The organism is Mesorhizobium sp. LNJC391B00 (genome assembly GCF_000502535.1).
Lineage (GTDB): Bacteria > Pseudomonadota > Alphaproteobacteria > Rhizobiales > Rhizobiaceae > Mesorhizobium.
This window is the reverse complement of record NZ_AYWI01000003.1, coordinates 548,498-574,287: the sequence shown is the minus strand read 5'-3', so window position 1 is coordinate 574,287 and position 25,790 is coordinate 548,498. Positions and strand designations below refer to the sequence as shown.

The 25,790-nt window shown below is 62.5% G+C and carries 21 protein-coding genes; 12 read left to right on the top strand and 9 right to left on the bottom strand.

Annotated features, from left to right (window positions below):
- The first annotated feature begins 212 nt into the window (after nucleotides 1–212).
- The 3 genes from folD (at nucleotide 213) to X750_RS154405 (ending at nucleotide 3,942) form a co-directional block, all read left to right on the top strand.
- Nucleotides 213–1,112 (top strand): bifunctional methylenetetrahydrofolate dehydrogenase/methenyltetrahydrofolate cyclohydrolase FolD, encoded by a 900-nt coding sequence (gene folD / locus X750_RS154395; RefSeq protein WP_023669302.1) that lies wholly within the window; start codon nucleotides 213–215, stop codon nucleotides 1,110–1,112.
- A 17-nt stretch (nucleotides 1,113–1,129) separates the two neighbouring features.
- The gene (locus X750_RS154400) at nucleotides 1,130–2,128 is read left to right on the top strand and encodes a GlxA family transcriptional regulator (protein WP_032904441.1); all 999 of its coding nucleotides are present in this window, start codon (nucleotides 1,130–1,132) and stop codon (nucleotides 2,126–2,128) included.
- 149 nt (nucleotides 2,129–2,277) lie between these two features.
- Nucleotides 2,278–3,942 (top strand): VWA domain-containing protein, encoded by a 1,665-nt coding sequence (locus tag X750_RS154405; RefSeq protein WP_023697312.1) that lies wholly within the window; start codon nucleotides 2,278–2,280, stop codon nucleotides 3,940–3,942.
- Nucleotides 3,943–4,019: 77 nt separating this feature from the next.
- Here the strand turns inward: X750_RS154405 and edd are convergent, their stop codons facing one another.
- The 3 genes from edd to zwf form a co-directional block, all read right to left on the bottom strand.
- Nucleotides 4,020–5,843, bottom strand: a complete 1,824-nt coding sequence (gene edd, locus X750_RS154410; protein ID WP_023747208.1) for a phosphogluconate dehydratase — start codon at nucleotides 5,841–5,843, stop codon at nucleotides 4,020–4,022.
- A gap of 64 nt (nucleotides 5,844–5,907) precedes the next feature.
- Nucleotides 5,908–6,624 carry a 6-phosphogluconolactonase gene (pgl, locus tag X750_RS154415; RefSeq protein ID WP_023747207.1) on the bottom strand — a complete coding sequence of 239 codons (717 nt, stop codon included), beginning with the start codon at nucleotides 6,622–6,624 and terminating at the stop codon, nucleotides 5,908–5,910.
- A complete protein-coding gene (gene zwf / locus X750_RS154420) occupies nucleotides 6,606–8,075 on the bottom strand; it encodes a glucose-6-phosphate dehydrogenase (protein ID WP_023669307.1) in 1,470 nt (489 codons plus the stop codon). The genes pgl and zwf overlap by 19 nt, the downstream gene beginning before the upstream one ends.
- 322 nt (nucleotides 8,076–8,397) lie before the next feature.
- Between zwf and X750_RS154425 the strand changes: the two genes are divergently transcribed.
- The 3 genes from X750_RS154425 to X750_RS154435 all read left to right on the top strand — a co-directional run bounded on the left by X750_RS154425 (nucleotide 8,398) and on the right by X750_RS154435 (nucleotide 12,000).
- On the top strand, nucleotides 8,398–9,144 hold the full coding sequence (locus X750_RS154425; protein ID WP_027049416.1) for an SDR family oxidoreductase: 747 nt from the start codon (nucleotides 8,398–8,400) through the stop codon (nucleotides 9,142–9,144).
- A gap of 179 nt (nucleotides 9,145–9,323) precedes the next feature.
- Nucleotides 9,324–10,619, top strand: coding sequence for a Mur ligase family protein (locus X750_RS154430; protein WP_023704507.1), 1,296 nt, complete (start codon nucleotides 9,324–9,326; stop codon nucleotides 10,617–10,619).
- Between the two features lie 85 nt (nucleotides 10,620–10,704).
- Nucleotides 10,705–12,000 (top strand): Mur ligase family protein, encoded by a 1,296-nt coding sequence (locus X750_RS154435; protein WP_023707964.1) that lies wholly within the window; start codon nucleotides 10,705–10,707, stop codon nucleotides 11,998–12,000.
- A 21-nt stretch (nucleotides 12,001–12,021) separates the two neighbouring features.
- Here X750_RS154435 and X750_RS154440 read toward each other — a convergent pair whose 3' ends face one another.
- The 3 genes from X750_RS154440 to X750_RS154450 all read right to left on the bottom strand — a co-directional run bounded on the left by X750_RS154440 (nucleotide 12,022) and on the right by X750_RS154450 (nucleotide 15,993).
- Complete coding sequence (locus X750_RS154440) at nucleotides 12,022–12,867, bottom strand: SH3 domain-containing protein (RefSeq protein ID WP_023704505.1); 846 nt, start codon at nucleotides 12,865–12,867, stop codon at nucleotides 12,022–12,024.
- Nucleotides 12,868–13,142: 275 nt separating this feature from the next.
- A complete protein-coding gene (locus X750_RS154445) occupies nucleotides 13,143–14,429 on the bottom strand; it encodes an FAD-binding oxidoreductase (protein ID WP_023669312.1) in 1,287 nt (428 codons plus the stop codon).
- 127 nt (nucleotides 14,430–14,556) lie between these two features.
- The gene (locus X750_RS154450; RefSeq protein WP_023669313.1) at nucleotides 14,557–15,993 is read right to left on the bottom strand and encodes a glutamine synthetase family protein; all 1,437 of its coding nucleotides are present in this window, start codon (nucleotides 15,991–15,993) and stop codon (nucleotides 14,557–14,559) included.
- A gap of 147 nt (nucleotides 15,994–16,140) precedes the next feature.
- Here X750_RS154450 and X750_RS154455 point away from each other — a divergent pair, with 147 nt between their 5' ends.
- Nucleotides 16,141–16,848 carry an HAD family hydrolase gene (locus X750_RS154455; protein ID WP_023704504.1) on the top strand — a complete coding sequence of 236 codons (708 nt, stop codon included), beginning with the start codon at nucleotides 16,141–16,143 and terminating at the stop codon, nucleotides 16,846–16,848.
- 30 nt (nucleotides 16,849–16,878) lie between these two features.
- On the opposite strand, the gene X750_RS154460 is transcribed toward X750_RS154455, so the two are convergent.
- The 3 genes from X750_RS154460 to aceA form a co-directional block, all read right to left on the bottom strand.
- Nucleotides 16,879–17,340 (bottom strand): response regulator, encoded by a 462-nt coding sequence (locus X750_RS154460; RefSeq protein ID WP_023669317.1) that lies wholly within the window; start codon nucleotides 17,338–17,340, stop codon nucleotides 16,879–16,881.
- A 276-nt stretch (nucleotides 17,341–17,616) separates the two neighbouring features.
- Nucleotides 17,617–17,859: a hypothetical protein gene (locus X750_RS154465; protein WP_023669318.1), complete on the bottom strand. Its 243-nt coding sequence runs from the start codon at nucleotides 17,857–17,859 to the stop codon at nucleotides 17,617–17,619.
- A gap of 52 nt (nucleotides 17,860–17,911) precedes the next feature.
- Nucleotides 17,912–19,201, bottom strand: coding sequence for an isocitrate lyase (aceA, locus tag X750_RS154470; RefSeq protein WP_023704503.1), 1,290 nt, complete (start codon nucleotides 19,199–19,201; stop codon nucleotides 17,912–17,914).
- Nucleotides 19,202–19,450: 249 nt separating this feature from the next.
- Here aceA and X750_RS154475 point away from each other — a divergent pair, with 249 nt between their 5' ends.
- The 5 genes from X750_RS154475 (at nucleotide 19,451) to X750_RS154495 (ending at nucleotide 25,786) form a co-directional block, all read left to right on the top strand.
- Nucleotides 19,451–20,878 carry a helix-turn-helix domain-containing protein gene (locus X750_RS154475; RefSeq protein ID WP_023692381.1) on the top strand — a complete coding sequence of 476 codons (1,428 nt, stop codon included), beginning with the start codon at nucleotides 19,451–19,453 and terminating at the stop codon, nucleotides 20,876–20,878.
- Nucleotides 20,879–21,025: 147 nt separating this feature from the next.
- Nucleotides 21,026–21,925 (top strand): DUF2167 domain-containing protein, encoded by a 900-nt coding sequence (locus X750_RS154480; protein ID WP_031196137.1) that lies wholly within the window; start codon nucleotides 21,026–21,028, stop codon nucleotides 21,923–21,925.
- Between the two features lie 161 nt (nucleotides 21,926–22,086).
- Nucleotides 22,087–23,040 (top strand): DMT family transporter, encoded by a 954-nt coding sequence (locus X750_RS154485; protein ID WP_023704502.1) that lies wholly within the window; start codon nucleotides 22,087–22,089, stop codon nucleotides 23,038–23,040.
- Nucleotides 23,041–23,466: 426 nt separating this feature from the next.
- A complete protein-coding gene (locus X750_RS154490; protein WP_023747206.1) occupies nucleotides 23,467–24,564 on the top strand; it encodes a polyamine ABC transporter substrate-binding protein in 1,098 nt (365 codons plus the stop codon).
- Nucleotides 24,565–24,646: 82 nt separating this feature from the next.
- Nucleotides 24,647–25,786: an ABC transporter ATP-binding protein gene (locus X750_RS154495; protein WP_023707962.1), complete on the top strand. Its 1,140-nt coding sequence runs from the start codon at nucleotides 24,647–24,649 to the stop codon at nucleotides 25,784–25,786.
- The last annotated feature ends 4 nt before the right edge of the window (nucleotides 25,787–25,790 follow it).

Below are 25,790 nucleotides of genomic sequence, written 5' to 3'. Positions count from 1 at the left end.
AAAAGCTGCCGGTTTCGAGTTTACGGCATGTGACGGCGCTTTGACGGGATTGCTTAGGCCAAATTTCGTGACAATGCCGCGCAGCATGGCGCCCAAAAAACGCTGCCGTCGGGCTTTACCCGAATGGGCGGAACGTTTGGAACAACGACATGCACGAAGCAACGTTCAAGGCGCGCGCCGCGCCTTGGCTGGAATGATGTCGAGGATGGTTCATGGCCGAAGTGATTGACGGAAAGATCGTCGCCGCAGACGTGGTTCAGAAGGTCAAGGCCTTGACCGAGGACCTGGTCGCCAAGGGAAAGGCCCAGCCCGGCTTGGCGGTGGTCATCGTCGGCGAGGATCCGGCAAGCCAGGTCTATGTCGCGTCGAAGTCGCGCACCGCCAAGGAATGCGGCTTTCATTCGCTGCAGCACACACTGCCGGCCGACACGTCCGAAGCGGCACTGCTGAAGATCATCGGCGAACTCAACGCCGATCCGGCCATCAACGGCATTCTGGTGCAGCTGCCGCTTCCCGCCCATATCGATGCCGGCAAGATCATCCAGGCCATCGCGCCACAAAAGGATGTCGACGGCTTTCATTTCATCAATGTCGGCAAGCTCGGCACCGGCGAACTCGAAACAGCCTTCGTGCCCTGCACGCCGGCTGGCTCCATGCTTTTGATCGAACGCGTGCGCGGCAAGGATCTTTCCGGCCTCAACGCGGTCGTCGTCGGCCGCTCCAACATCGTCGGCAAGCCGATGGCAAATCTGTTGCTTGCCGCCAACTGCACCGTCACCATTGCCCACAGCCGCACCAAGGATCTGCCGGCGCTGGCCCGCACAGCCGACATTCTGGTTGCCGCCGTCGGCCGGCCCGAAATGATCAAGGGCGACTGGGTCAAACCCGGCGCCACCGTGATCGATGTCGGGATTAACCGCATTGCCGCACCCGAGAAAGGCGAAGGCAAAACCCGCCTCGTCGGCGATGTAGCCTATGCCGAAGCGGCCAAGGCCGCCGGCGCCATCACCCCCGTGCCCGGCGGTGTCGGACCGATGACCATTGCCATGCTGATGGCCAATACGTTAGCCTCAGCCTACCTTGCGGCCGGCTTGAAGCGGCCTTCCTTCTGACCCAGAAAGCAGCTTCTTTGCCGAACCTTACTATTCCCTCTGAACGGCCGGTCGTGGATGATCCCGTTCAAGGGGGCCGGCAATTCGCGTTCCTGCTGGTCGACAAGTTTTCGATGTTTTCGTTGGCAGCGGCGATCGATACCTTCCGCTCGGCCAACCGCCTGCTCGGCCGCGATTTCTATGGCTGGACGACGGTCTCGGCCGACGGCGATCCCGTCATGGCCTCCAACGGCCTGCCGCTCAAGATCGACTATGCCGTCGCCGATTTGCCGCCGGTCGATATCCTGTTCGTGTCGGTGGGCCTGTCGGTCGAGTTCCCCGGCAAGAGCAAGGTGCTGGCGGCGCTGCGCAGCTGGGGCCGGCGCGGCAATGCGCTCGGCGCGCTGTCGGTGGGCTCTTACCTCCTGGCCGAAGCCGGTCAGCTCGAAGGTTATCGCTGCACCATCCATTGGGAAAACCGCGCCGGCTTCGTCGAGCGCTTTCCCGACATCAATTGCACCGGCAACGTCTTCGAGATCGACCGCAAGCGCTTCACATGCGCCGGCGGCACCACCTCGATCGACCTGATGCTGGAGATCGTGCGTGGCGACTTCGGCTCGAACCTCGCCAACGGCGTTGCCAACCAGTTCCAGCATGAGCGCATCCGCTCCGCCGGCGACCGCCAGCGCGTCGGGCCGGAGCGCGACCTGACCGGCAAGTCGGAGAAGCTAAGGCGCATCGTCGAACTGATGGCCGACCATCTCGACGAGCCGCTATCAGCCGTGCAGCTTGCCAAATCGGCGGGCCTGTCGGTGCGCCAGGTCGAGCGCTTGTTCCTGCGCCATTTGAGCGTCACGCCCGGTCGTTACTACATGCGGCTCAGGCTTGAGCGGGCGCGCGAACTGCTGCGCCAGACCAACATGCCGATCCTCGACGTGGCCATTGCCACCGGCTTTACCTCGCACTCCTATTTCGCGCAGAGCTATCGGCTGCAGTTCGGCCGTCCGCCTTCCGAAGAGCGGCGCACCACGTACTGACGCGGTGCTGAGCCGGCCTCGGAACAGGCCTCGGCCGGCGCCGATCCTGTTACACGGCAACCGTTCGTAACCCGCTCCGGGGCTTGTGCCCGGACGCGCCGTCAAATAGCTTCCGGCGCGGATCAGAGGGCGGTCTCAAGGAGATTTCCATGGCGGGACTTTTGCGGAGCGTCGCTGCGGCGCTGCTCCTTTTGTCGATGACTTCGCTCGGCTTTGCCGCCAACAAGGTCATCATCATTCTTGACGCTTCGGGCTCGATGTGGGCCCAGATCGACGGCAAGCCGAAGCTCGAGATCGCGCGCGAATCGCTGAGGACCGTGCTGCAGTCGGTCCCGGGCGACGACGAGATCGGCTTCATGGCCTATGGCCACCGCGAAAAGGGCAGCTGCGACGACATCGAACTGATCGTGCCGCCGCAAGCCGGCTCGGCTAGCGCCATTTCGGCCGCTGCCGACAGCCTGAAATTCCTCGGCAAGACGCCGCTGACCGCAGCCGTCAAGCAGGCGGCCGAAGCTCTGAAATACACCGAGGACAAGGCGACCGTGGTCCTCATCACCGATGGGCTTGAAACCTGCGAAGGTGACCCGTGCGCGCTGGGCAAGGAACTGGAGGCCTCAGGCGTCGATTTCACAGTCGACGTCGTCGGCTTCGGCCTGACCGCTGACGAGGGCAAGCAGATCGCCTGCCTTGCCGACAACACCGGCGGCAAATATATCCAGGCCTCGGACGAGAAGGCGCTGCAGGAAGCACTGGTCGAAACCGTCGCCGCGCCGGCTCCGGCACCTGAACCCGCACCGGCGCCAGCCCCAGCTCCAGCCCCTGAACCGGCAAAGCCCGAATTCAATTTCATCCCGAGCGTGGTCATGGCCGAAGGCGGCGATCCGATCACCGACGGCAATGCCTGGGAGGTCTACAAGGCCAAGGCCGATGGCACGCACGGCGAGGCCGTCACCACCCAGTACAACAACTACGAGGCCAATCTCGAGCCGGGCGACTATGTCGTCGTCGCGCGCGCCGACGAAGCTCGGGCGGAACAGAAGGTCAAGATCGAGGCGGGCCAGGTCTACAAGCCGCTCTTCACCTTGAACGCCGGCACCATGCTCATCCATCCGAAGCCAAGCCAGGGCGCCGAGATCAGTGACGAAGCCGATGTCGACTTCGCCTTCCCGGGCGGCAGCACCACCCACTATGGCGACACCAGGATCATCGTGCCGGCTGGTGAGCAGAAGGTGACGGTTGCGATCGGCAGCGGCTCGGTGACCGAGAACATCCAGCTCGCCGCCGGGCAGACTGTGGAAAAAGACATAGTCGTCGGCGTCGGCCATGCCGCCGTCAACGCCTACTACACTGCAGGTGGCGACAAGGCCGACTCCTCGGGCATCAGCGTCCAGATCGTCAAGGCCAAGAAAAAGATCGACGGCTCGCGTGACGATGTCGCCCACTCCTATGGGCCCGACAGCAAATTCTGGCTGCCGCCGGACGATTATGTCGCGGTCACCTCGCTTGAGCTCGCAACCGTCGAGCAGCCTTTCAGCGTCAAGGTTGGCGACGTCAAGGACGTCAAGGTGACGCTCGATGCCGGCGTGCTGGTGATGTCGGCGCCGGGCGCCTATTCGATCGAGGTGCTGTCGTCGAAGAAGGATATCCAGGGCAACCGCAAGGCGCTCGGCCTGAACTATGGCGACACCTGGCAGCAGACTATCCCGGCCGGCGACTATGTCGTCCTCCGCCACATGCCCGATCAAGGCCATGACAAGGAAATGCCGGTGACGGTCAAGGCCGGCGAACGGAGCGAGATTACGGTTCAGCCGTAATCGCCATCCATCCCTCACCAAAGGGCGGCCTCAAACCGAGCTCGAGCCGCCCTTTTTACAAAATAGGCAATGATGCCTCAGGCCGTGCCGAAAGCACTGGCGCCGTGGTCGGCGCGGCCGACCAGCTGGCGGAAACCGGCGAACAGCTCGCGGCCGAAACCGAACTCGTTGCCGATGAGATCAATGTCGGCCGTGCGGCGCAGCGCGAGCTCGGGCCCCGGCACCAGCACTTCCAGCGTGCCGGCATCGGCGTCGAGCCGGATGATGTCGCCGTCATGGATCCTGGCGATCGGCCCTTCCTCGACCGCTTCCGGCGTTACATGGATCGCCGCCGGCACCTTGCCGGAAGCGCCAGACATGCGCCCGTCCGTGACCAGCGCGACGCGCTGGCCACGATCCTGCAGGATGCCGAGCACGGTGGTCAGCTTGTGCAGTTCCGGCATGCCGTTTGCCTTTGGGCCCTGGAAGCGGATGACGGCGATGAAGTCGCCGGTCAGCGTGCCGGCCTTGAAGGCTTCGTTCAGTCCCTGCTGGCTGTCGAACACCTTGGCCGGCGCCTCGATGACGCGGCGTTCCGGCTTCACGGCGGACGTCTTGATGACGGCGTGGCCGAGATTGCCGGCGAGCACTTTCAGGCCGCCGGTCGGCTGGAAGGCCTTCTTGAACGGCGCCAGCACCTTCTCGTCACCGCTCTGCAGCGGCGAGGCTTCACGCACGACGCCGCCATCTTCGCCGAGCCGGGCCTCGACCGCATAGGGCCTCAGGCCTTCGCCCCATACCGTCTGCACATCCTCATGCAGGATGCCTTCGTCGAGCAATTCGCGGATCAGGAAGCCGAGCCCGCCGGCGGCATGGAAATGGTTCACGTCGGCAAGCCCGTTCGGATAGACGCGCGCGAGAAGCGGCACCGCTTCCGACAGGTCGGAAATGTCCTGCCAGGTAAGCGTGATGCCGGCCGCCGCGGCCATGGCGATGAGATGGATGGTGTGGTTGGTAGAGCCGCCGGTGGCGTGCAGGCCGACGACGCCATTGACGAAAGAGCGCTCGTCGATCATGCGGCCGACCGGCGTGTAGGCGTTGCCGAGCGCGGTGATCGCCAGGGCTCGCCTGGTCGCCTCGCGCGTCAGCGCGTCGCGCAGCGGCGTGCCTGGATTGACGAAGGACGCGCCGGGCGTATGCAGGCCCATGATCTCCATCAGCATCTGGTTGGAATTGGCGGTGCCATAGAACGTGCAGGTGCCCGGCCCGTGATAGGATTTGGACTCCGCTTCGAGCAGTTCTGCGCGTCCGGCCTTGCCCTCGGCATAGAGCTGGCGAACCTTGGCCTTCTCGTCGTTGGGCAGGCCCGTCGTCATCGGCCCGGCCGGCACGAACACCGCCGGCAGATGGCCGAAGGTGAGAGCCGCGATCACCAGCCCCGGCACGATCTTGTCGCAGACGCCGAGATAGACGGCGGCGTCGAACATGTTGTGCGACAGGCCGATCGCCGCCGACATGGCGATGACGTCGCGCGAAAACAGCGACAGCTCCATGCCGGGCTGTCCCTGGGTCACGCCGTCGCACATGGCGGGCACGCCGCCGGCCACTTGCGCGATGCCGCCAACTTCCTTCGCGGCTTCCTTGATCAGCGCCGGGAAGGTTTCGAAGGGCTGATGCGCCGACAGCATGTCATTGTAGGAGGTGATGACGCCGAGGTTCGGCACCTTGTCGGCGCCGAGCGCCAGCTTTTCAGACGGGCTGCAGACGGCAAAGCCATGCGCGAGGTTGCCGCAAGACAGGACGCCGCGGTTGGCGGTGCGGCTGGAGGCCTCGGCGATGCGGCCGAGATAGCGCTCGCGGCCGGCTTTCGAGCGTTGGCGGATGCGTTCCGTGATGGCTTCGATGTCGCGTCTGGCTGTCATGGTCGGTCCTTTCGAGCCCCGGAAGAACGTCCTCCACCGTCTGCCGGGACTACTTTGCGTGAAATCAGGGTGCCCAGAACACCTCTACCGGGGTGGGTGCCGCTTCGAGCACTTTGCGGATGGGCTTTTTCGCGCCCGGTCCCATCGCATCGTCGAAGGCGGTGCGCTTGTCCTCGCCTTCTATATGCAGCGCGATGAAGCCGGCGTCGACGATCCGCGCCAGCGGCAGCGTCAACCGGGGTTCGCCGGCGCTTGCCGCGTGAACCGGCAGCACGATCCTTGATGAGGCTGGGTCGAGCAAATCGCCGAGATTCTCGGCGTCGGGAAACAACGAGGCGGTGTGGCCGTCGCCGCCCATGCCGAGCACGACGACATCGAGGGGCCAGGGCAGAGCCTTCAGCGCCGCATCGTCGGCCGCCGCGGCGGTCTCGATGCTTGCCGCCTCATGGTAGAGCGGCACGAAGTGCGCGGCAGCCGCCTTGTTCTGCAGCAGGTTGGCCGCCACCAGCCCCGCATTCGAGCGCGGCGAGGAGGCCGGCACGAACCGTTCGTCGACCAGCGTCACCGTCACCTTGTTCCAGGCGATCGGAATGGCCGAAAGTGCTGCAAAGAACTTTGCCGGCGTGGTGCCGCCGGAAACGGCAAGCAGGGCCGTGCCGCGCTCGTCGATGGCCTTGGTCAGGCGCGCCGCGACATTGCCGGCAAGGGCTGCCGCCAGATCCTGGCGCCCGGCAAAGCCGTTCCAGTTATAGACGGGCTCGCTCAATTGCTTTCGTGCCATGTCCGCCCGTCGCGTTCGATCAGCGCAATCGAGGCCGAGGGACCCCATGTGCCGGCCGTATAGCCTTGCGCCTCCTGCCTGGCGCTTTCCCAGGCGTTCTGGATCGGGTCGATCCACTTCCATGCCGCCTCGACTTCGTCGCGGCGCATGAACAGCGTCTGGTTGCCGCGGATAACATCCATGATCAGCCGTTCATAGGCGTCCGGCGCGCGACCGTCGAAAGATGTTGCAAAGCTCATGTCGAGCGGGATCTGGCGCAGCCGCATGCCGCCCGGGCCTGGATCCTTGATCATGATGAACTGCTTGACGCCTTCGTCGGGCTGCAGCCGGATCACCAGTTGGTTGGCTGAGATCGGCCCGGCGCTGTCGCCGAAGATCGAATGCGGGATCGGCTTGAACTCGATGACGATTTCCGAAACGCGGGTCGCCAGCCTTTTGCCGGTCCGGAGATAGAACGGCACGCCGGCCCAGCGCCAATTGCCGATCTCGGCCTTGATGGCGACGAAGGTCTCGGTGGAGCTGTCTTTGCCGAGTTCCTCGACATAGCCTTTCACCGCGCCGCCTGCAGAGGCGCCGGCGCGGTACTGCCCGCGCACGGTGTGCTTGGGTGCCTCATTGCCGTTGATGCGCTTCAGCGCCCGCAGCACCTTCAGCTTCTCGTCGCGCACGGCATCGGCATCCATCGACGATGGCGCCTCCATGGCAACCAGGCAGAGCAGCTGCAGCATGTGGTTCTGCACCATGTCGCGCAGCGCGCCGGCCTTGTCGTAGTAGGTGACGCGGTCTTCAAGACCGACGGTCTCGGCCACCGTGATCTGCACATGGTCGATATGGGCAGAATTCCAAAGCGGCTCATAGAGCGCGTTGGCAAAGCGCAGCGCCATCAGGTTCTGCACCGTCTCCTTTCCGAGATAGTGGTCGATGCGGAAGATCTGGCTTTCGTGGAAGTCGTCTCCAACCACGTCGTTGAGCTTGCGCGCCGAATCGAGGTCGCGGCCGATCGGCTTCTCCAGCACGATGCGTGAATTCGGCGTGATGAGATTGTGGGCTTTCAGCTGGTGCGAGATGTCGCCGAACAGCGCCGGCGCAACCGCCAGATAGAAAGCGCGAATGCGGTCGCTTTCGCCGATCGCCTTTTTCAGCTTGTCGAAGCCGGCACCCGTCGTCGCGTCGGCCGATACGTAGGACAGCCGGGCAAGAAATGTCTTGAGTTCCTCGGCGTCGATGTCGGCCGGCTTCACATGCTGGGAAATCGCCTGCTTGGCGAAAGCCTGGAATTCCTCGTCGCTCATCTTGGAGCGCGAGGTGCCGATGATGCGGGTCGGCTCGGAAAACTGGTGGTCGCGCTGGCGGTGGTAGAGCGAGGGCAGCAGCTTGCGTTCCGACAGGTCGCCGGTGCCACCGAAAATGATGAAGTCGAAAGGCTCGACGGGAATGATCTGGCTGGTCATGGTCTGTCCGCTTTGACGCCGCTCGCTGTGACGTGGCAGGATATAATCTAATCGATTTAAACTATCCAGTGCCATGGTGTCACATCAAGGCCAAATCACTGCATATTGATTCGCTCCAAATGTGCCTTGACACTGGCTGCCACCCGGAGGCTTTTCGTCAAGCGATGGTCCCGGGGCTTTCGCGCCTGCAACATAAAGCGGGAATGTGACGAAAGCTAATGCGTGTCGCCCAGAAGTGCGAAGCGGTTCTGGGAGACAGACACGCATCAAACAAAAAAGAAAAATGCGCTTGCGAGGTGGGTCTTCAATGAGCGGAAAAAGCATGCGTCTGGAAAACAAGGTTGCCGTCATCACGGGTGCTGCGTCAGGTTTCGGCGAAGGCATGGCCAGGCGCTTTGCCGAAGAGGGCGCCAAGGTCGTCGTCGCCGACCTCAACGCCAAGGGCGCGGAGCGCGTTGCAGCAGAGATCGGCCAGGCCGCGATCTGGACCCAGACCGACGTTTCGCAGCGTTCCGAATTCGACGAGATGGTCTATGCCGCAAAAAGCGCCTTCGGCCGCATCGATATCATGGTCAACAATGCCGGCTACACCCATCGCAATGGCGACATGCTCGACGTCGACGAGGCGACCTTCGACCTGATCACTTCAGTCAACATGAAGGCGATCTACCACGCCGCACTTGCCGTGGTGCCGATCATGGAGCGGCAGGGCGGCGGCGTCATCCTGACCACGGCTTCGACCGCCGGTCTGCGGCCGCGGCCGGGGCTCACCTGGTACAATGCCTCGAAGGGCTGGGCGATCACCGCGACCAAGTCGATGGCGGTCGAACTCGCGCCCAAGAACATTCGCGTTAACTGCCTTTGCCCGGTCGCCGGCGAGACCGGCATGCTGGAGAAATTCATGGGCACTGACACGCCCGAGATTCGCGAGAAATTCCGTGCCTCGATACCGCTCGGCCGTCTGTCGACGCCGCTCGATATCGCCAACGCTGCGCTTTGGCTTGCGTCGGACGAAGCCGCCTTCATCACCGGTGTGGCGCTGGAGGTCGACGGCGGCCGCTGCATTTGAGCAATTCGGGAAGTACCTCGCTGTTCGCAATGCACGGCAGACAGAGCAACGTCGGCAAAAGTTCGCATCGGCGCGCCGGCCGGCCGAGGAACGAACAGTTCACGTCGTCACGCCGGACCCCAGTTTGACTTCTCGATCCCCCGAAAGGCATAACGGATCGTGGATAGTGTTGGCGGGTGATGAAGATCAGGCAGCAGAAAAGTCGCTACGATCTGGGATGGCGGCTGCGGCTTTACCTGGCCAAGCGTGCGCGGGCGCGAAGCAAGGCAATTTTCATCGGTGTTACCGGAAGCTCCGGCAAGACGACGGCGGGAAGCCTGCTTGGACACATCCTGGCTGGCCAGGGTTCGGTCCACACACAGGTTCTGGCCAACACTATGAAACTGTTGGTCTCGACCCTATCCAGGCGAATGGGAAAGGGCGGCAAAACCGACTACGTCGTCTTCGAGGCTGCTGCATTCGGCCCGGATACAATGAAGCCCATGGCCGAGTTGCTTCGCCCCGACGTGGCTGTTGTCACAATGGTCCGGCTGGAGCATCGGGCCAGTTTCAAGACTGTGGAAAACGTCGCTCGAGAAAAGAGCGCCCTGGTCGCGGCGCTGGAGCCGGGCGGCTTCGCGATGCTCAATGCCGATGACCCTCTTGTGATGGGCATGGCCTCGGCGAGCTATTGCCGTTCCGTCACATTCGGCACATCGGAGCAGGCGGATTATCGCGTCAGCGATATCGAGGCAGCCTATCCCAAGCCGTTGCGGTTCTCGCTCCACTGGCGCGGCGGTGTGCTCGATATCGAGACGTCGTTCCCCGGCCAGCATTTCTGGCTGCCGACGTCAGCGGCGGTTGCAACCGCTCTTGAGCTGGGCGTGCCTGCGCAGATGGTCAAGGACAGAACCGCGACGTTCCAGCCTCTGGAAAATCGCGGCCAGGTGCTCGTCCCCGCGGGCGGCCCCCACTTCATCGTGGATGCCGCAAAGGCGCCCTGGCATTCGCTGAGCCTTGCCTTCGACATGGTAGCCGGATCGACATTCGGGCGAAAACGTATCGTTCTTGGCCAGCTATCGGATTTTTCCGGCTCGAATAACAGATATGCCCAAGCCTACAGCAGCGCGCGCGAGATTGCAGACCAGGTGATTTATGCCGGCGATCATGCCCATCGCTCCAAGGCGAACCAGGCAGATCGCGACAGCGGCCGCTTCATCGAATTGCGCACGGCCAGGGAAGTGTCGGACTACATCGCCCAAACCGCGCAGCCTGACGAGTTGATCCTGCTCAAGAGCTCGTCCAATCTGCACCTCGAGCGTGTCGCTCTTGCCTGGACCCACGACGTCCAGTGCTGGGTTTCGGTATGCGGCAAGACCGAGGGATGCGAGCAATGCGGCCTCTATGAAGTGCCGTTTGAGCAGCACCGTGAGTTTGTGGCGCAGAGAAAATCGAAGCGCCGCAAGCACAGACTGCTGCGGCTCCTCGGCCGCTAGAATCTTTGGCTGAAGCACGCCAGCGCCCGTTTGACTCTGGAACTTGGCACGACGCATATTAGGCTGGGCTAAAAGCTGGCGGGGTGTGAAACTGGAATTGCTGAAAATTCGCAAGGACTTGGGCTGGGCGCTGCGACGGCTGCAGGCGCGCTGGGTGCGGGCGCGTAACAAGGCGACGTTCATCGGCATTACCGGCAGCTCCGGCAAATCCACATCCACCAGCCTGCTTGCACACATACTGGCCGCCCAAGGCAAGGTGCATCTACAGGCCCAGGCCAATACAATGCCTGCGCTCATCCGAACGCTTTACAAGCGCCTGAGGAAGGCCGGCAAAGTCGATTACGTCGTTTTCGAAGCCGGCGCTTCCGACTTCGGCACGATCAGCGCCATGGCGCAGATGCTGAAGCCGAGTGTGGCGGTGGTTACGATGATCCGTCTGGAGCATTTCGGCAAGTTCAAGACTCTGGAAGCTGTGGCGGGAGAGAAGCGGGCGCTGGTCGGGGCACTTCAACCTGATGGACTTGCGGTTCTCAATTGCGATGACCCACTGGTGATCGGCATGGCGTCTGGCGCGAAATGCCGGATTGCGACCTTCGGCCAGTCCGGCGAGGCAGACTACCGCGTGAGTGACGTGCATGCCGCGTATCCGGAATTGCTGCGGTTCACCCTTCATTGGCGCGGTGGCAGCCTGAATATTCAAGCGCCTTTTCCCGGCGAGCAATTCTGGCTGCCGACTGCAGCGGCTGTTGCCGCCGCCTTGGAACTTGGCGTCCCGCCAGAGCAAGTCGTAGCGAGAACGGCATCGTTTGCACCACTGCCCAACCGCTCTACGGTGCAAGAGGTATCCGCGGGTCCGAAATTCCTGGTCGATACGGCCAAAGCGCCCTGGCATTCGCTCAACATTGCCCTGGAGATGATTGCAAAGGCCAAGGGTGCTCGCAAGCGCATTGTGCTGGGGCAGATATCCGACTACGCCGGCTCGTCGAGGAAATACGGCGCCGCCTACAACATCGCGCGCGAAATCGCCGATGAGGTCATTTATACCGGCGACAATGCGCATCGCTCGCGCGCCAGCCAGGCCGACCGCGACAGCGGCCGTTTCATTGAGCTTCGCACTGCCAAGGAAGTTTCGGATCATATCAAACGGACGGCAGTCCCAGGAGAACTGATTCTGCTGAAAAGTTCGTCCAACCTTCATCTGGAAAGGATCGCGCTCGCCTGGACACACGACGTCAAATGCTGGGTCCCGATATGCCGCAAGTCGGAAAGCTGCCAAATGTGCGGCCTCTACGAAGTGCCGTTCGAGGAACACCGGGATTTCCTGGCGAAGCGCAAACTTGCTCGCAGGAGACACCGTTTCAGGTGGTTGTTCGGCGGCTGACCAGATCTGGCGGCTTGCGTCTCAAGCCCCGGTCTTGATGTAGCTCTTGTAGATCCAGCCGCGCTTGCCGTTGTAGACGATCTGGCACCATTTCTTGCAACTCATCACCTGCACCGACGACTTGGCGGGCACGGTCCCCATGGCGGCGGCGTTTTTCTGCGGACCGCTACGCATTGTCACCGCCCTGAGGATGCGTCCGGTGCCGGCGGCAGCAGCCACCTTCTGTGGCTTGGCCTTGGCCTGGGTATCGTCCGTTGCGGCGGAAGATTGCTCGTCTGGAAGTTGCGGTTTTGGCGTCGGTATGGCGGCGGTCTCGGCGTCGTCGTCATTGGCGGGAGCAGCGACCTTTGACAGCTGCGTCGTGGCGTCGCTCTGCGCCGCCGGTTCTTCGAATGCCGCGGCATCGGACGGTTTGGCGGCAGCCTGCTCGGCAGGCGCCTGATCGGATGGCGTCGCGGCAGGGTCGCTGTTGGATTGCGCCGCAGTCCAGCGCGGATCGTTCGCCGACAGCGGCGGCATGGCAGCCCCACCGGCAGCGACCGTCGATGAAACTGCATCGCCCTTGCGCGCGGCTTGTGGCGCCGCTACCGCGGCGGACGTGGCCGCGACCGGGGCAATCTTGGTCGTCTTGACCGGAAAAGTCGGAACGTTCTGCTGTGTGCTGGCGATCGCTTGCCGGTCGCTGGCCGGCAACGCCAGCCAAAGCGCTATGCCCGCCACGCCAAGCAGCGCTGCGGTGCCGACCGCGGCGATCACCAGATGCGAATTCGTGCGCACCCCCTGCCAGAAGGAGGGCCGCATGTCATAACCGAATTGCATGGCGAAGCGCCGACGTTCCGGCGCGCCGAAACTGAAGGGCTCGTTCACTCTTGCCACCTCCAAAAGATGAGCCGGTGTTCTTTCGATCGGCGCCGGCAGCCCGGCATTCGATCGGCATCGGTCCCAACAACAAAGCGGGCAGGCCCGCAGAAATCCCCGTTCGATCGCCCAGAACCGGCATCCTTTGCCCTTGATTGTGGCATCAGTGCGCCGTCAGGGGAATTGTGCGCTCTTGTTAAGGATTCTGCAACGTCTCGCTGCGGCAACCAACAGCTCAATAGAATCAGCTCAGTACCAGCCACGGCTGATATGAGATACTTTCCCTATATTCGGTCCCTCAGGGCAAACCAGTTCAGTGCCAAGAACAATAATGGCGTTCTAAATCGCCGGCCGCCGGGGAAAGCCGGGATGTTCAGGTCCTCGATCAGCTTCAGTCTGTCGCGGTTGCCGGCGACGGTCTGGGCATAGAGCTTGCCGAAGAAGTTCGACAGCATCACGCCGTGGCCGGAATAGCCTCCGGCCGAGATCACATTGGGCATCACCTCGCGCACGAACGGTTTCCTGGGCATGGTGATGCCGACATAGCCGCCCCAGCCATGGGTGATCTCGACATCGCTCAGTTCCGGATAAAGCTCGGCTATCTGCCGGCGGATATGGACATGGATGTCCTTCGGATCGTTGACGCCATAGACCTCGCGCCCGCCGAACAGCAGCCTTCCATCCCTGGATTTGCGGAAATAACGCACGACGAAACGCGAATCGTCGACCGCCTCGCCGCCCGGCAGCACTTTCGAATGGACGCCCAGCGGCACCGTCGCGCCGATGAAGGAACCGATGGGCATGATGTGCGCGGCACTCACCGGCTCGAGCGTGCCGCCATAGGCATTTACACCGATCAGGCATTTCTGGGCGGTGATGGTTCCTCTCGAAGTCGTCACCCTGACCTTGCCGCCGCTGGAGGTAACACCGGTCGATAGTGTCTGCTCGAACAGGTGCGCGCCGGCCGCTGCCGCGACCTTTGCCGTGCCGATCACCAGCTTCATCGGGTGGATGTGTCCGGTGCCGGTGTCGCGGGTGCCGCCGAAGTAGCGTGTGGAGCCCAGCCGTTCGGCCGTTTCCCTGGCATCCATGAAGGCGATGTGCGGATAATTGAAGCGGCCCGCCATGATCTCGGCATGCGCCTTGTAGTCGTCGAGATAACGCGGCTTGTGCGCCACGGACAACTGGCCGGGCATATAGTCGATGTCGATCTGGTTGACGGCGGCGAATTCGAGCAGGTGCGCTTTCGCCTCCTCGGCAAGGTCGAACAGCGCCTTGGCGCGGGAGAAGCCGTATTCGGCCTCCATCTCTTCGGCCCAGGCGCGCTGGCCCGTGCCGAGCTGGCCGCCATTGCGCCCTGAAGCGCCGTCGCCGAAGCGATGCGCCTCGATCAGAACGACGTCGGCTCCCGCCTTCGCCAAATGAGCGGCCGCCGACAGCCCGGTGAAGCCACCGCCGACGACGACGACGTCGCAGCTGCGGTCGCCGTCCAGGGCAGGGTACTCAGGGCGTGGTCCGGCTGTGTCTTCGTACCAGGAGCGACCGGGGGAGATAGGTGATTGGTAAGGCATGGGGACACCAGCCAATGGTGAATGGTGAATGGTGAATGGCTGCGAGACGCACGACGTCTGCGCTCATCCATCCAATATGAAACTACTCACCATTCACTATTCACCATTCACACGACGAAGTCGCCGCTCACACGTTGAGCAACAGATACTCCCGCTCCCACGGGCTGATCACTTCCATGAAGGTCTCGAACTCCGCCCGCTTGATCGCTGCATAGGTTGCGGCGAAGGACTTGCCCAGAAGAGCGCATAGTTCCTCGTCGCCTTCGAAAAGGTCGACGGCTTCGAGCAGGCCGCGTGGCAGGTCGATCTCATCGGCGTTTGCGGTGGTCAGCACCGGAGGTTCGGCCTTGATCTTGTTGGTGATGCCGATCAGCCCGCAGGCAAGTGAGGCCGCCAGCGCCAGATAGGGGTTGGCGTCGGAAGACGGGATGCGGTTTTCGACACGCCGCGCCGCCGGATCCGAGCGCGGCACGCGGAACGCCGTGGTGCGGTTGTCATAGCCCCATTTGTTGTTGACCGGCGCCGAGGCCGACTGCGTCAGCCGGCGGTAGGAATTGACGTAGGGAGCAAACATCACCAGTGCGTTCGGCACATGCTTCTGCATGCCGCCGATGAAATGGAAGAAGTCGTCGGTTTCCGAGCCGTCCTTCGCCGAAAAGATATTCAGCCCGGTCTTCTTGTCGATGATCGACTGGTGGATGTGCATGGCAGAACCTGGCTGGCCCTGGATCGGCTTGGCCATGAAGGTGGCATAGATCTCATGCTTCAGCGCTGCCTCGCGGATGGTGCGTTTGAACATGAACACCTGGTCGGCGAGCTCGACCGGATCGCCGTGACGCAGATTGATCTCGAGCTGGCCGGCGCCTTCCTCGTGGATCAGCGTGTCGATCTCCAGGCCCTGGCTTTCGGAGAAATGGTAGATGTCGTCGATCAGTTCGTCGAACTCGTTGACGCCGGCGATCGAATAGCCGGCGCCGCCGCCGATTGCCCGTCCGGAACGCCCGACGGGTGGGGTCAGCGGATAATCGGGGTCGGGGTTCTTGCGCACCAGATAGAATTCGATCTCGGGCGCCACCACCGGCTTCAGCCCGCGCTTGTCGTAGGCTGCTACCACGCGCTTCAGGACGTTGCGCGGCGTGAACTCGACCGAACGGCCATCCTGATGGACGAGGTCGCAGATGACGGCGGCCGTCGGGTCTTCTTCCCACGGCACGACGGTCAACGTCGACAGATCCGGCATCAGCTTTAGGTCGCCATCATCCTCCGGATAGTGGAAACCGTTGCCATCCTCGGGATAGCCGCCCGAAATCGTCGTCATGAACACTGCCGATGGCAGCGCCAGCGAGGTGTTGGAAGTGAATTTCTTCGACGGCATCATCTTGCCGCGCGCGACGCCAGCCTGATCAGGCGTGATGCATTCTATGTCTTCGATGCCGCGCCATTCCAGCCAAGCGCTGACTTCCTTCCAGTTCTTCACGCCGCGTTGATTTTTCACGAAGGCAGGCGTTCGGACGCGTCCTCCGCGGGTCGACGGACGGACTTCCTTTTTCGCAGGCGGCATCATTCACCAGTTTGGGTTGCAATTATCACAGTATAGCTGTTGCCGGTGATGGAAGGGAAGGGGAGCTGCCTGTCTTCGGCTTCCTGGTTGAAAATCGCGCCACGCAGATTAGGGTCAACCTCCCGCAGATCGAGCAGCAGAAGACACCGTATGCCTGGCAAATTGACCACGATCGGCTTCGACGCCGACGATACCCTATGGCAGAACGAACAGTTCTTCCGCCTGACCGAGAAGCATTTCGCAACCCTACTCGCCGACCACGGCGAGGCCGAGCACATTTCGGCACGGCTGCTGGAGGCCGAGAAGCGCAACCTTGCCGTCTACGGCTTCGGCATCAAGGGCTTTACCTTGTCGATGATCGAGACGGCAATAGAAGTGACCGAGGGCCGTGTGCCGGGGTCGACCATCGCCGAAATCCTTGCCGCCGGCCGCGACATGCTGGGACATCCGGTCGAGGCTTTGCCGCATGCGCGTGAGACCGTGGAAAGGCTCGCCGGCGCCTACCATCTGGTGCTGATCACCAAGGGCGATCTGTTCGACCAGGAGCGCAAGCTGGCGGCGTCCGGCCTTGGCGACCTGTTCGATGCAGTCGAGATCGTCAGCGACAAGAGCGCCGCCACCTATGCCAGGATCTTTGGCCGTCACGGCAGCCCGCAGACCAGCATGATGGTCGGCAATTCGCTCAAGTCGGACGTGGTGCCGGCCATCGAGGCCGGCAGCTGGGGTGTGTATGTGCCGCACGAGCTGACCTGGGTGCTCGAACACGTCGAGCCGCCGGTCGAGGCACCGCGTTTTCGTCAGCTTGTCGATCTTGGCGAACTGCCGGCTTTGATCGAGAGCATCGGCAAGGAACGCTGACCGCCCCGCACGTGTTCGGGCGGATTGCGATCAGCCGCGCCCGAGGCTGATCAGCCGGTCGACCACCGGCTGCAGCCTTTCGGTGGTGATCGGCTTGGTTACCACCACATCGACCACGCTCGACAGGCCCAGGCTGTCGGGCGTGCCGGTCTTGGTTGAAAGCAGGATCACCTTGGGGAGCGACCGCCCAGATGTCCGCCGCAAGGCGTCGATGGCCGCCATTAGCGCGCGGCAGTCCTCGTTGTCGGGGCCGCCATCGAGAACGACGGCGCCCGGAATGAGGGTTCGCAATGTCTTGGCCGCCATTTCGGGCGACTCGGAGATCGGCTTCAGTCCGGACTTCTCGACGATCTTCGACACCACCACCCGGTTGATCGGCGATTTTCCAACGACCAGCACGTGGGAGAAATCCGTTGATATCTCGGAGTTCGCGTCCCTGCTTGACGAATTCAGATGTTTGGCGGTGTCGGTCTCGCGGTTCACAGGGCACATGGGCGGGGCGGGCACTCGGCGCTGCTTCAATGCAGGGTTGAAATCCGAGAGCCAATTGGCGTGAGATCGCCCGCCATGTCAAGCTGAAATGACGGACCTGCGAAATATAGCCGGAAATATTAAACCTCGGAGACAAGGTCTGTTTTCGAACTGTAGTTAAGTTTACGCTCAAAAGCGAAAGTCACCCGCGCTGAAAACCCGCGGGTGACGTTGAAATCGGCCAGTGAGCGACGGGGCCCATAGGTTCCACAAGCACAAAGCTTCCGTAAGGGAAGATCAGCCGTGACTCTTCTGCGTGACGATCACCGGGATCAGCAGGTCGCCCCAATTACCGTCGCCGCCATGATGCCGGGCCGAGCGCACCAGTTCCACCGAGACGCCGGCCTCCACTGCCTTCATCACCGATTGATTGAGCCGGTGCAGGTCGTTGGCCAGCATGCGGATGGTCGCCTGTTGGTCGACACTCATCGTGGTGGACTGCTCTTCTGCACGTTCCTTGACGCGGCTTATCGATGCCATTTTCTTCTCCCTTGCCCTTCGGGCGTTTCCTCTGTTGGTTATGTCGATCGGTTCATTCCGCTGCCGGCTTGAACTGGACGTGCTCGGTCGATTCATGCATGGCGGTGGTCGACGACTGGCCGCCGCTGATTGCCATCGACACGGCGTCGAAATAGCCGGTGCCGACCTCGCGCTGGTGCTTGGTCGCGGTGTAGCCGTGGACTTCGGCCGCGAACTCGGCTTCCTGCAACTCGGAATAGGCCGCCATCTGCCGCGCCTTGTAGCCGCGGGCCAGCTCGAACATGCCGAAATTGAGCTGGTGGAAGCCGGCAAGCGTGATGAACTGGAACTTGTAGCCCATGGCGCCGAGTTCGCGCTGGAACTTGGCGATCGTCGCGTCGTCGAGGTTCTTCTTCCAGTTGAACGACGGCGAGCAATTATAGGCGAGAAGCTTGCCGGGATGATGCCTGCGCACGCCCTCGGCGAATTTCTTGGCCTGCGTCAGGTCGGGCTTCGACGTCTCGCACCAGATCAAGTCGGCATGCGGCGCATAGGCAATGGCGCGCGCGATGCACGGTTCGATGCCGTTCCTGACCTGGTAGAAGCCTTCAACCGTGCGGCCGGCATCGTAGTCGACGAAAGGCTGGTCGCGCTCGTCAATGTCGGAGGTCAGAAGCTTTGCCGCTTCCGCATCGGTGCGTGCCACGACTAGCGTCGGCGTGCCCATCACGTCGGCCGCCAGACGCGCCGCGTTGAGGTTGCGGATATGCGCGGCGGTCGGGATCAGCACTTTGCCGCCGAGATGGCCGCACTTCTTCTCAGAGGCCAGCTGGTCCTCATAGTGGACGCCGGCAGCGCCCGCCTCGATGAACGCCTTCATGATCTCGAAGGCGTTGAGCGGTCCGCCGAAGCCGGCCTCGGCATCGGCGACGATCGGCGCGAACCAGGTGTCGACCGACAGGCCGTTGCCTTCCGAGGTCTCGATCTGATCGGCGCGCTGCAGCGTGCGGTTGATGCGCTTGACCAGTTCGGGCGCCGCATTGGCGGGATAGAGCGACTGGTCCGGATACATGGCCGACGCGGTGTTGGCGTCGGCGGCGACCTGCCAGCCCGAGAGATAGATTGCCTTCAGCCCGGCACGCACCTGCTGCATCGCCTGGTTGCCCGACATGGCGCCGAGTGCATTGACGAAGTCTTCCTCGTGGATGAGCTTCCACAGCCGGTTGGCGCCCATTTCGGCAAGACTCTGGCGTATCTGGACCGACCCGCGCAGCCGCTTCACATCGTCCGGCGAATAGGCTCGTTCGATGCCGTCGAAGCGGCCTTCGGGCGCGGATGGGACAAGATTGTAAAAATCAGTCATTGGTCACTCCAGATCAATCGATGCCAGTGTCTTGAAACGCCGCGCCCTGGGATGGTGTGCGTCGTCTGTGTGTGACATCATTTACATTGCGCCGCGACGAGAGCGAGGAAAACCGCCATTTTCGGTAGAAAATAAGAGAAAACCTGTGTTGTGTTTGACTGCTTGCCGCTGTAAATCTGTCATGATTGTAAAAAGATGGTGCGCCGTTCATCGCTCGCAAGTCGTGTAAATTCCTGTCAAGGAAAGCCGATGGCCGACCAGAAGATATTCGCCGGGCCGCGCATCCGCCGCATCCGCATCGCCAAAGGCCTGACCCAGACGGCGATGGCCGAGGGGCTCGGCATCTCGCCGTCCTATCTCAACCTGATCGAGCGCAACCAGCGGCCGCTGACGGTGCAGCTGATCCTGAAGCTGGCCTCTGTCTACAAGGTCGACCCGCATGAATTGCAGGGTGAGGCGAGAGGGTCGATCTCGGCCTTGAAGGAAGTGTTCGGCGACCCGCTGCTTGCCGGTGAGCTGCCGGGCGACCAGGAACTGATCGAACTGGCCGAGGCCGCCCCCAATGCATCGGCTGCGATGATAAAACTGTTTCGCGCTTACCGCGAGCAGGCCGAGCGGCTGTCCGATCTCAACGAGCTTCTGGCGCGCGAGGGCCGCGCCACGGCGCTGTCCGGTGCGCGGCTGCCGATCGACGAAGTGCACGAGATTTTCGAGCGCCGGCCGAACCATTTTGCAGCACTGGAGGAGGAGGCCGAGGCCTTCACCTCGATGCTCGACCCCGGCGACGATCTGTTCGGCGCGCTGAAGGCGTGGCTGAAGCGCGAGTATGGCATCGTCGTCAAGGTGCTGCCGGTCGCCACCATGCCGAACTGGCGCCGCCGTTATGACCGTCATTCGCAGCGTCTTTTTCTATCGGAGCGGCTGTCGCCGTTCGACCAGTTGCGCGAAGTCGCCATGGAGGCCTGCCTGATCCGCATGACGGTCGCTGTCGCCGGCGAAATTCAGACGCTGAAGCTCGGTACGGACGAAGCCCGTCGGCTCGCCCGCTTCGAGTTCGGCCGCTACGCCGCCAATGCCTTGATGATGCCCTATCAGGCATTTCATGCCGCCGCCGTGCGGGCTCGTTACGACATCGATGTGCTGCGCTCGCGTTTCGGCGTCTCCTTCGAACAGGCGGCGAACCGCCTGACCATGCTGCAGCGTCCTGGCTTGTCCGGAGTGCCGTTCTTCATGCTCGAGGTCGACAATGCCGGCAACCGCTTCCGCAAGGCCGGCGGCCAGGGCTTTCCGCAAAGCCGCTTTGGCGGCGGCTGCCCGAAACTGCCGGTCCATGCCGCTTTCGCTTCGCCTGGCCAGATCCTGGTCGAGGCGGTGGAAATGCCCGACGGCGCCGAGTTCCTCTGCATCGCACGCACGCTCGAGGGGCCGCAGGGTTCGTTCTCCGAGCGTCCGCGCCGCACCGCGCTGCTGTTGGGCTGTGATATCGGCTTTCGCGACGAGACCGTCTATGGCGCCGGGCTGCCGGCAAAGGCCGGACAGGGCGCCGCCACGCCGGTCGGTCCCGCTTGCCGGCTGTGCGAACGCATCGGCTGCCTCGCCCGCGCCGAGCCGCCGGTGACCCGTCCGCTGGGCCTGGACGAGATGGTGACGGGCCTGAGCGCCTTCGATTTCCAGTGATGCTTCTCGGGCTGGAGGTCGCGGAAGACTGCAGCTGTTTGCTAAGCAATAGAGCGCGGCCCGAACCATCGCCGAACCAAATATTGATTAAGCATCGGCGCTGCGCTATCGAAGGTGAGCTGCAGGGCAGCCAAGGGGGGACGGCTTATGAACAGGAAAGCTTTGTGGCTTGGCGTGGCGCTTGCCCTTTTGGCGGGGCCTGTTCTGGCAGAAAAATCCTCGGAATTCTTCAAGGACTATCAACAGTATAGTGACGACGGCAAGGCATTCCTGGACAAGATCGATCCAAAGACCGGCGCGGTCGACCTTCCCGAAGGCATCCATCTCGATCTCAAGGACAAGTTCTATTTTCTGGGCAAGAAGGACGCGACGTCCGTCCTGACCGAGGCCTGGGGCAATCCGCCTGATACCGCGTCCGAAGCAATCGGCATGATCTTCCCGGCCAAGTACGAGCCCATCGCCGGCAACGGTTGGGGCATCGAATTGCGCTATGAAAAGATCGGCCATGTCGATGACGCCGACGCGGCATCCATCGACTACACCGAACTGCTGAGCAGCATGCAGGCGGACACATTGTCGGCCAACGATCAGCGGGTAAAGGACGGCTTTCCCCCGATCAAGCTGATCGGCTGGGCCTCGCCGCCGGTCTATGATTTCGTCCACAAGCGGCTGCACTGGGCCAAGGAACTGCAGTTCGGAGACGATACCGTCCACACGCTCAATTACGACGTCCGTTTCCTCGGCCGGGAAGGCGTCTTCGTGATGAGCTACATCGCTACGGTTGAACAATTGCCGGAGATCAAGCAGAGCCTGGACGAAGTGCTGGGCGTGGCGGACTTCAGCACCGGCAAGAAATACACCGATTTTCTGCCCGGCACCGACACGGTCGCCGCGGTTGGCATTGGCGGCCTCATCGCCGGAAAACTCGCGGCAAAGGCCGGCCTGATTGCGGTCGCGGTCATCGCCCTGAAAAAGTTCGGCATTCTGCTGCTGGTACCGTTGGCCGGTCTTTGGCGCTTTATCCGCGGCAACAAGGGCACGTCCTAGAAACGGCGGTGTTTGCCCGTATGGCTGCCGGTTGGCGGTGCGCCAAAGGGAATGCCGGGCTGGATCACGTCCGGCGGTAGCCTATGCGCTAGGCGAATACGGCACGTTTCTGTCGTCCATTGTGCATCATGCCGCCCCGAGATAGCCGACAGTGGCACCCCATGACCGATACCGCATCTTCTCCAATCGCCGCACCGCCGATCGTCTCGCCTCGCGAAGAGCGGGTCGGCTTGCTGCTGGTGTTCCTGTCGGCGCTGATGTGGAGCTTTGGCGGCACCATCGCCCGCTTCATCGACACCGCTGACAGTTGGACCGTGGTGTTCTGGCGATCGCTGTGGGCGGCTGTGTTCCTGATTTGCTTCATGGCCTGGCGCGACGGCTGGCGCGGCATGTTGCGGCTGTTTCGCGACATGGGCCTGCCCGGCCTTGCCGTGGCCGTCTGTTTCGCCACGGCGTCGACGTGCTTCGTTGTCGCGCTCGCCTACACCACCGTTGCCAATATCCTGTTGATGCAGGCCGGTGTGCCGCTGCTGGCGGCATTGCTTGCCTGGGTGCTGTTTCGCGAACGCGTCGCCATCGCGACCTGGGTGGCGATCGCCGCCGTCATCGCCGGCGTCGCCATCATGGTGTCGGAATCGCTCGACGGCGCCGTATCGCCCATCGGCGACGGGCTGTCGCTGCTGATCGCCGTCATGTTCTCGATCGCCACTGTCATCACCCGGCGCTTCGCCCATGTGCGCATGACGCCGGCGACGTGCCTCGGCACGATGCTGGCAGCGGCTTTCGCCGCATCGCAAGCCACGCAGTTTGCCACGTCGGCCCACGACATGGCTTTCCTGTTTGCCTTCGGCGTCATCAATCTCGGGCTGGGCCTTGCCTTCTTCGCCACCGGCGCGAGGCTGGTTCCGGCGGCGATCGCAGCACTCCTCGGCACGTTCGAGCCGATCCTCGGACCGATCTGGGTCTGGCTCGTTCATGGCGAGGTGCCCTCGGTGCGCACCATCATCGGCGGCGCGGTGGTGGTCGCCGCGCTGCTCGTCCATATCGCGCTTGAATTCAAGCGCCAGGCGAGGCCTGCACGGCCGGGGACCACCGGCCTGCCATCCCCTAATTGACCCGCCTTTCCCTTGGTTGAGCCCGTCTTCCCTAATTACGCCCGTCTTTCCCCAATTAGCGAAGCCGCACGCCCTATTGACCGAGCTTCCCCGCGCGGGCCATTGACAACCTTGCTGCGGCACGGGCAGGCTGGGGGCACGGCAACAACAAGACAGGCTTATCTTGCCAAGTGTCCCCGCCGGTCGGACCAAGACCGGACCACAGCGTCGTATCCCTGCCCGCGCCGCGGCGAAAGCCTCTGACTGCGTCAGCGCGCCCGCCATGCGGGCACACAGAGCCATGATCTGCCGCTTGTCGAACCGCCCGGATGGCGCCGGCAGTTCACGCTTATGGCTGCCCGGAAAGCTCAATACTCTGAAGCAAATGCCCAATCGCGCTCGAACAGCGACGACTTGGCGAAGGAACACTCATCAAAGGAGAACAGCATGATCCGCAAAGCGCTCTGGCTTTCGGCAACCTCGGCATTTCTGACGCTTTTCGCCGTCGGCGGCCATGCCGAGGATCGCGTCGTCAACGTCTTCAACTGGTCGGATTACATCGACAGTTCGATCATTGACGACTTCACCAAGGAGACCGGCATCAAGGTCGTCTACGACACCTTCGATTCCAATGAAATCCTCGAAACCAAGCTGCTTGCCGGCGGCAGCGGCTATGACGTCGTCGTGCCCAGCGGCAACTTCCTGGCCCGCCAGATCCAGGCCGGCGTGTTCCAGAAGCTCGACAAGTCGAAGCTGCCCAACATTTCCAACATGTGGGACACGGTTTCGGAGCGCACCGCCAAATACGATCCGGGCAACGAATATTCGATCAACTACATGTGGGGCACGGTCGGCATCGGCTACAACATCAAGAAGGTGAAGGCAGCACTCGGCACCGACAAGATCGACAGCTGGGATGTGTTCTTCAATCCCGACAGCCTGGCCAAGCTGAAGGACTGCGGCGTCTATGTGCTGGACTCGCCGGCCGACATCATCCCGGCGGCGCTCAAATATCTCGGCCTCGATCCGAACAGCACCTCACCTGACGACATCGCCAAGGCCGAGGAGACGTTGCTGAAGGTGCGGCCGTATATCCGCAAATTCCATTCGTCCGAATACATCAACGCGCTCGCCAACGGCGATATTTGCCTGGCGGTCGGCTGGTCGGGTGACGTCTTCCAGGCGCGCAACCGCGCGGTCGAGGCCAAGCAAGGCGTCGAGATCGGCTATTCCGTTCCCAAGGAAGGCGCCCAGATGTGGTTCGACCAGATGGCGATTCCCGCCGATGCGCCGCATGCCGCCGAGGCACTCGAATTTCTCAACTACATGATGGAGCCGGAAGTGATCGCCAAGTCGTCCAACTATGTGCTGTACGCCAACGGCAACAAGGCTTCGCAGCAGTTCGTCGACAAGGCGCTGCTGGATGATCCGGCGGTCTATCCGGACGCCGAGACCTTGAAAAAGCTCTATACGGTCCAGCCCTACGATCCCAAGACCCAGCGCCTGATCACGCGCAGCTGGACCAAGATCGTCACCGGCCAGTAAGCAATGCGACATGGTCCCGGCAGCCACCTGCCGGGACCATTCTTCTCTGGGCAAGAAGCAAAAAAATAGGACGGAGTGGGACATGAAATCGCTTGGCAGCATCCGCAGGGATTTCGCGCCATGGAACGACCCGAACGCCAAGCCATATATCCAATTCGAGAACGTCACCAAGAAGTTCGGTGACTTCACCGCCGTCAACAATCTGTCGCTGACCATTTTCGAGCGCGAGTTCTTCGCCCTGCTCGGCGCGTCGGGCTGCGGAAAGTCGACGTTGCTGCGGATGCTTGCCGGCTTCGAGGAGCCGACCGCCGGCCGTATCCTTCTCGACGGCCAGGACTTGCGCGGCATCCCGCCCTACCGCCGCCCGGTCAACATGATGTTCCAGTCCTATGCGCTGTTCCCGCATATGAGCGTGGAAAAGAACATTGCCTTCGGCCTCAAGCAGGAAGGCATGCCGGGACCGGATATCGAAAAGCGCGTCGCCGAGATGCTGAAGCTGGTGAAGCTAGAGCAGTTCGCCAAGCGCAAGCCGCACCAATTGTCGGGCGGCCAGCGCCAGCGCGTCGCGCTCGCCCGCTCGGTTGCCAAGCGGCCAAAAGTCTTGCTGCTCGATGAGCCGCTCGGCGCGCTTGACAAGAAGCTGCGCGAGGAAACGCAGTTCGAGCTGATGGACCTGCAGCAAAATCTCGGCCTTACCTTCGTCGTCGTTACCCACGACCAGGAAGAGGCGATGACCATGGCCGACCGCATCGCCATCATCGACAAGGGCGAGGTGATGCAGGTGGCGACGCCGGCGGAAGTCTATGAAGCCCCCAGTTCGCGCTTCGTTGCCCACTTCGTCGGCAATGTGAACATGTTCGAGGGCAAGGTCGCCGAGCGTGCGGCAAACACCACGCGCATCACCGGCGCGACAGGGGCCCAGATCGTCGTCGAAAACAGCACCGATACAAAGGCCGGTTCCGACATCGTCTTCGCCATCAGGCCGGAGAAGATCAAGGTGTCGTCGACGAAACCGGCCGACGCCGTCAATGCGCTTGAGGGCGAGGTCTACGACGTTGCCTATCTCGGCGACATGACCGTCTACCACATCAGGCTGGATGACGGGCAGATCATCAGGGCAAGCGCGCTCAACGCTGCACGCGTCACCGATGATCCGCTGACCTGGAACGACCGCGCCTGGGTCTCCTTCCGGCCGGATGCCGGCGTCGTGCTGACACGGTAGGGGG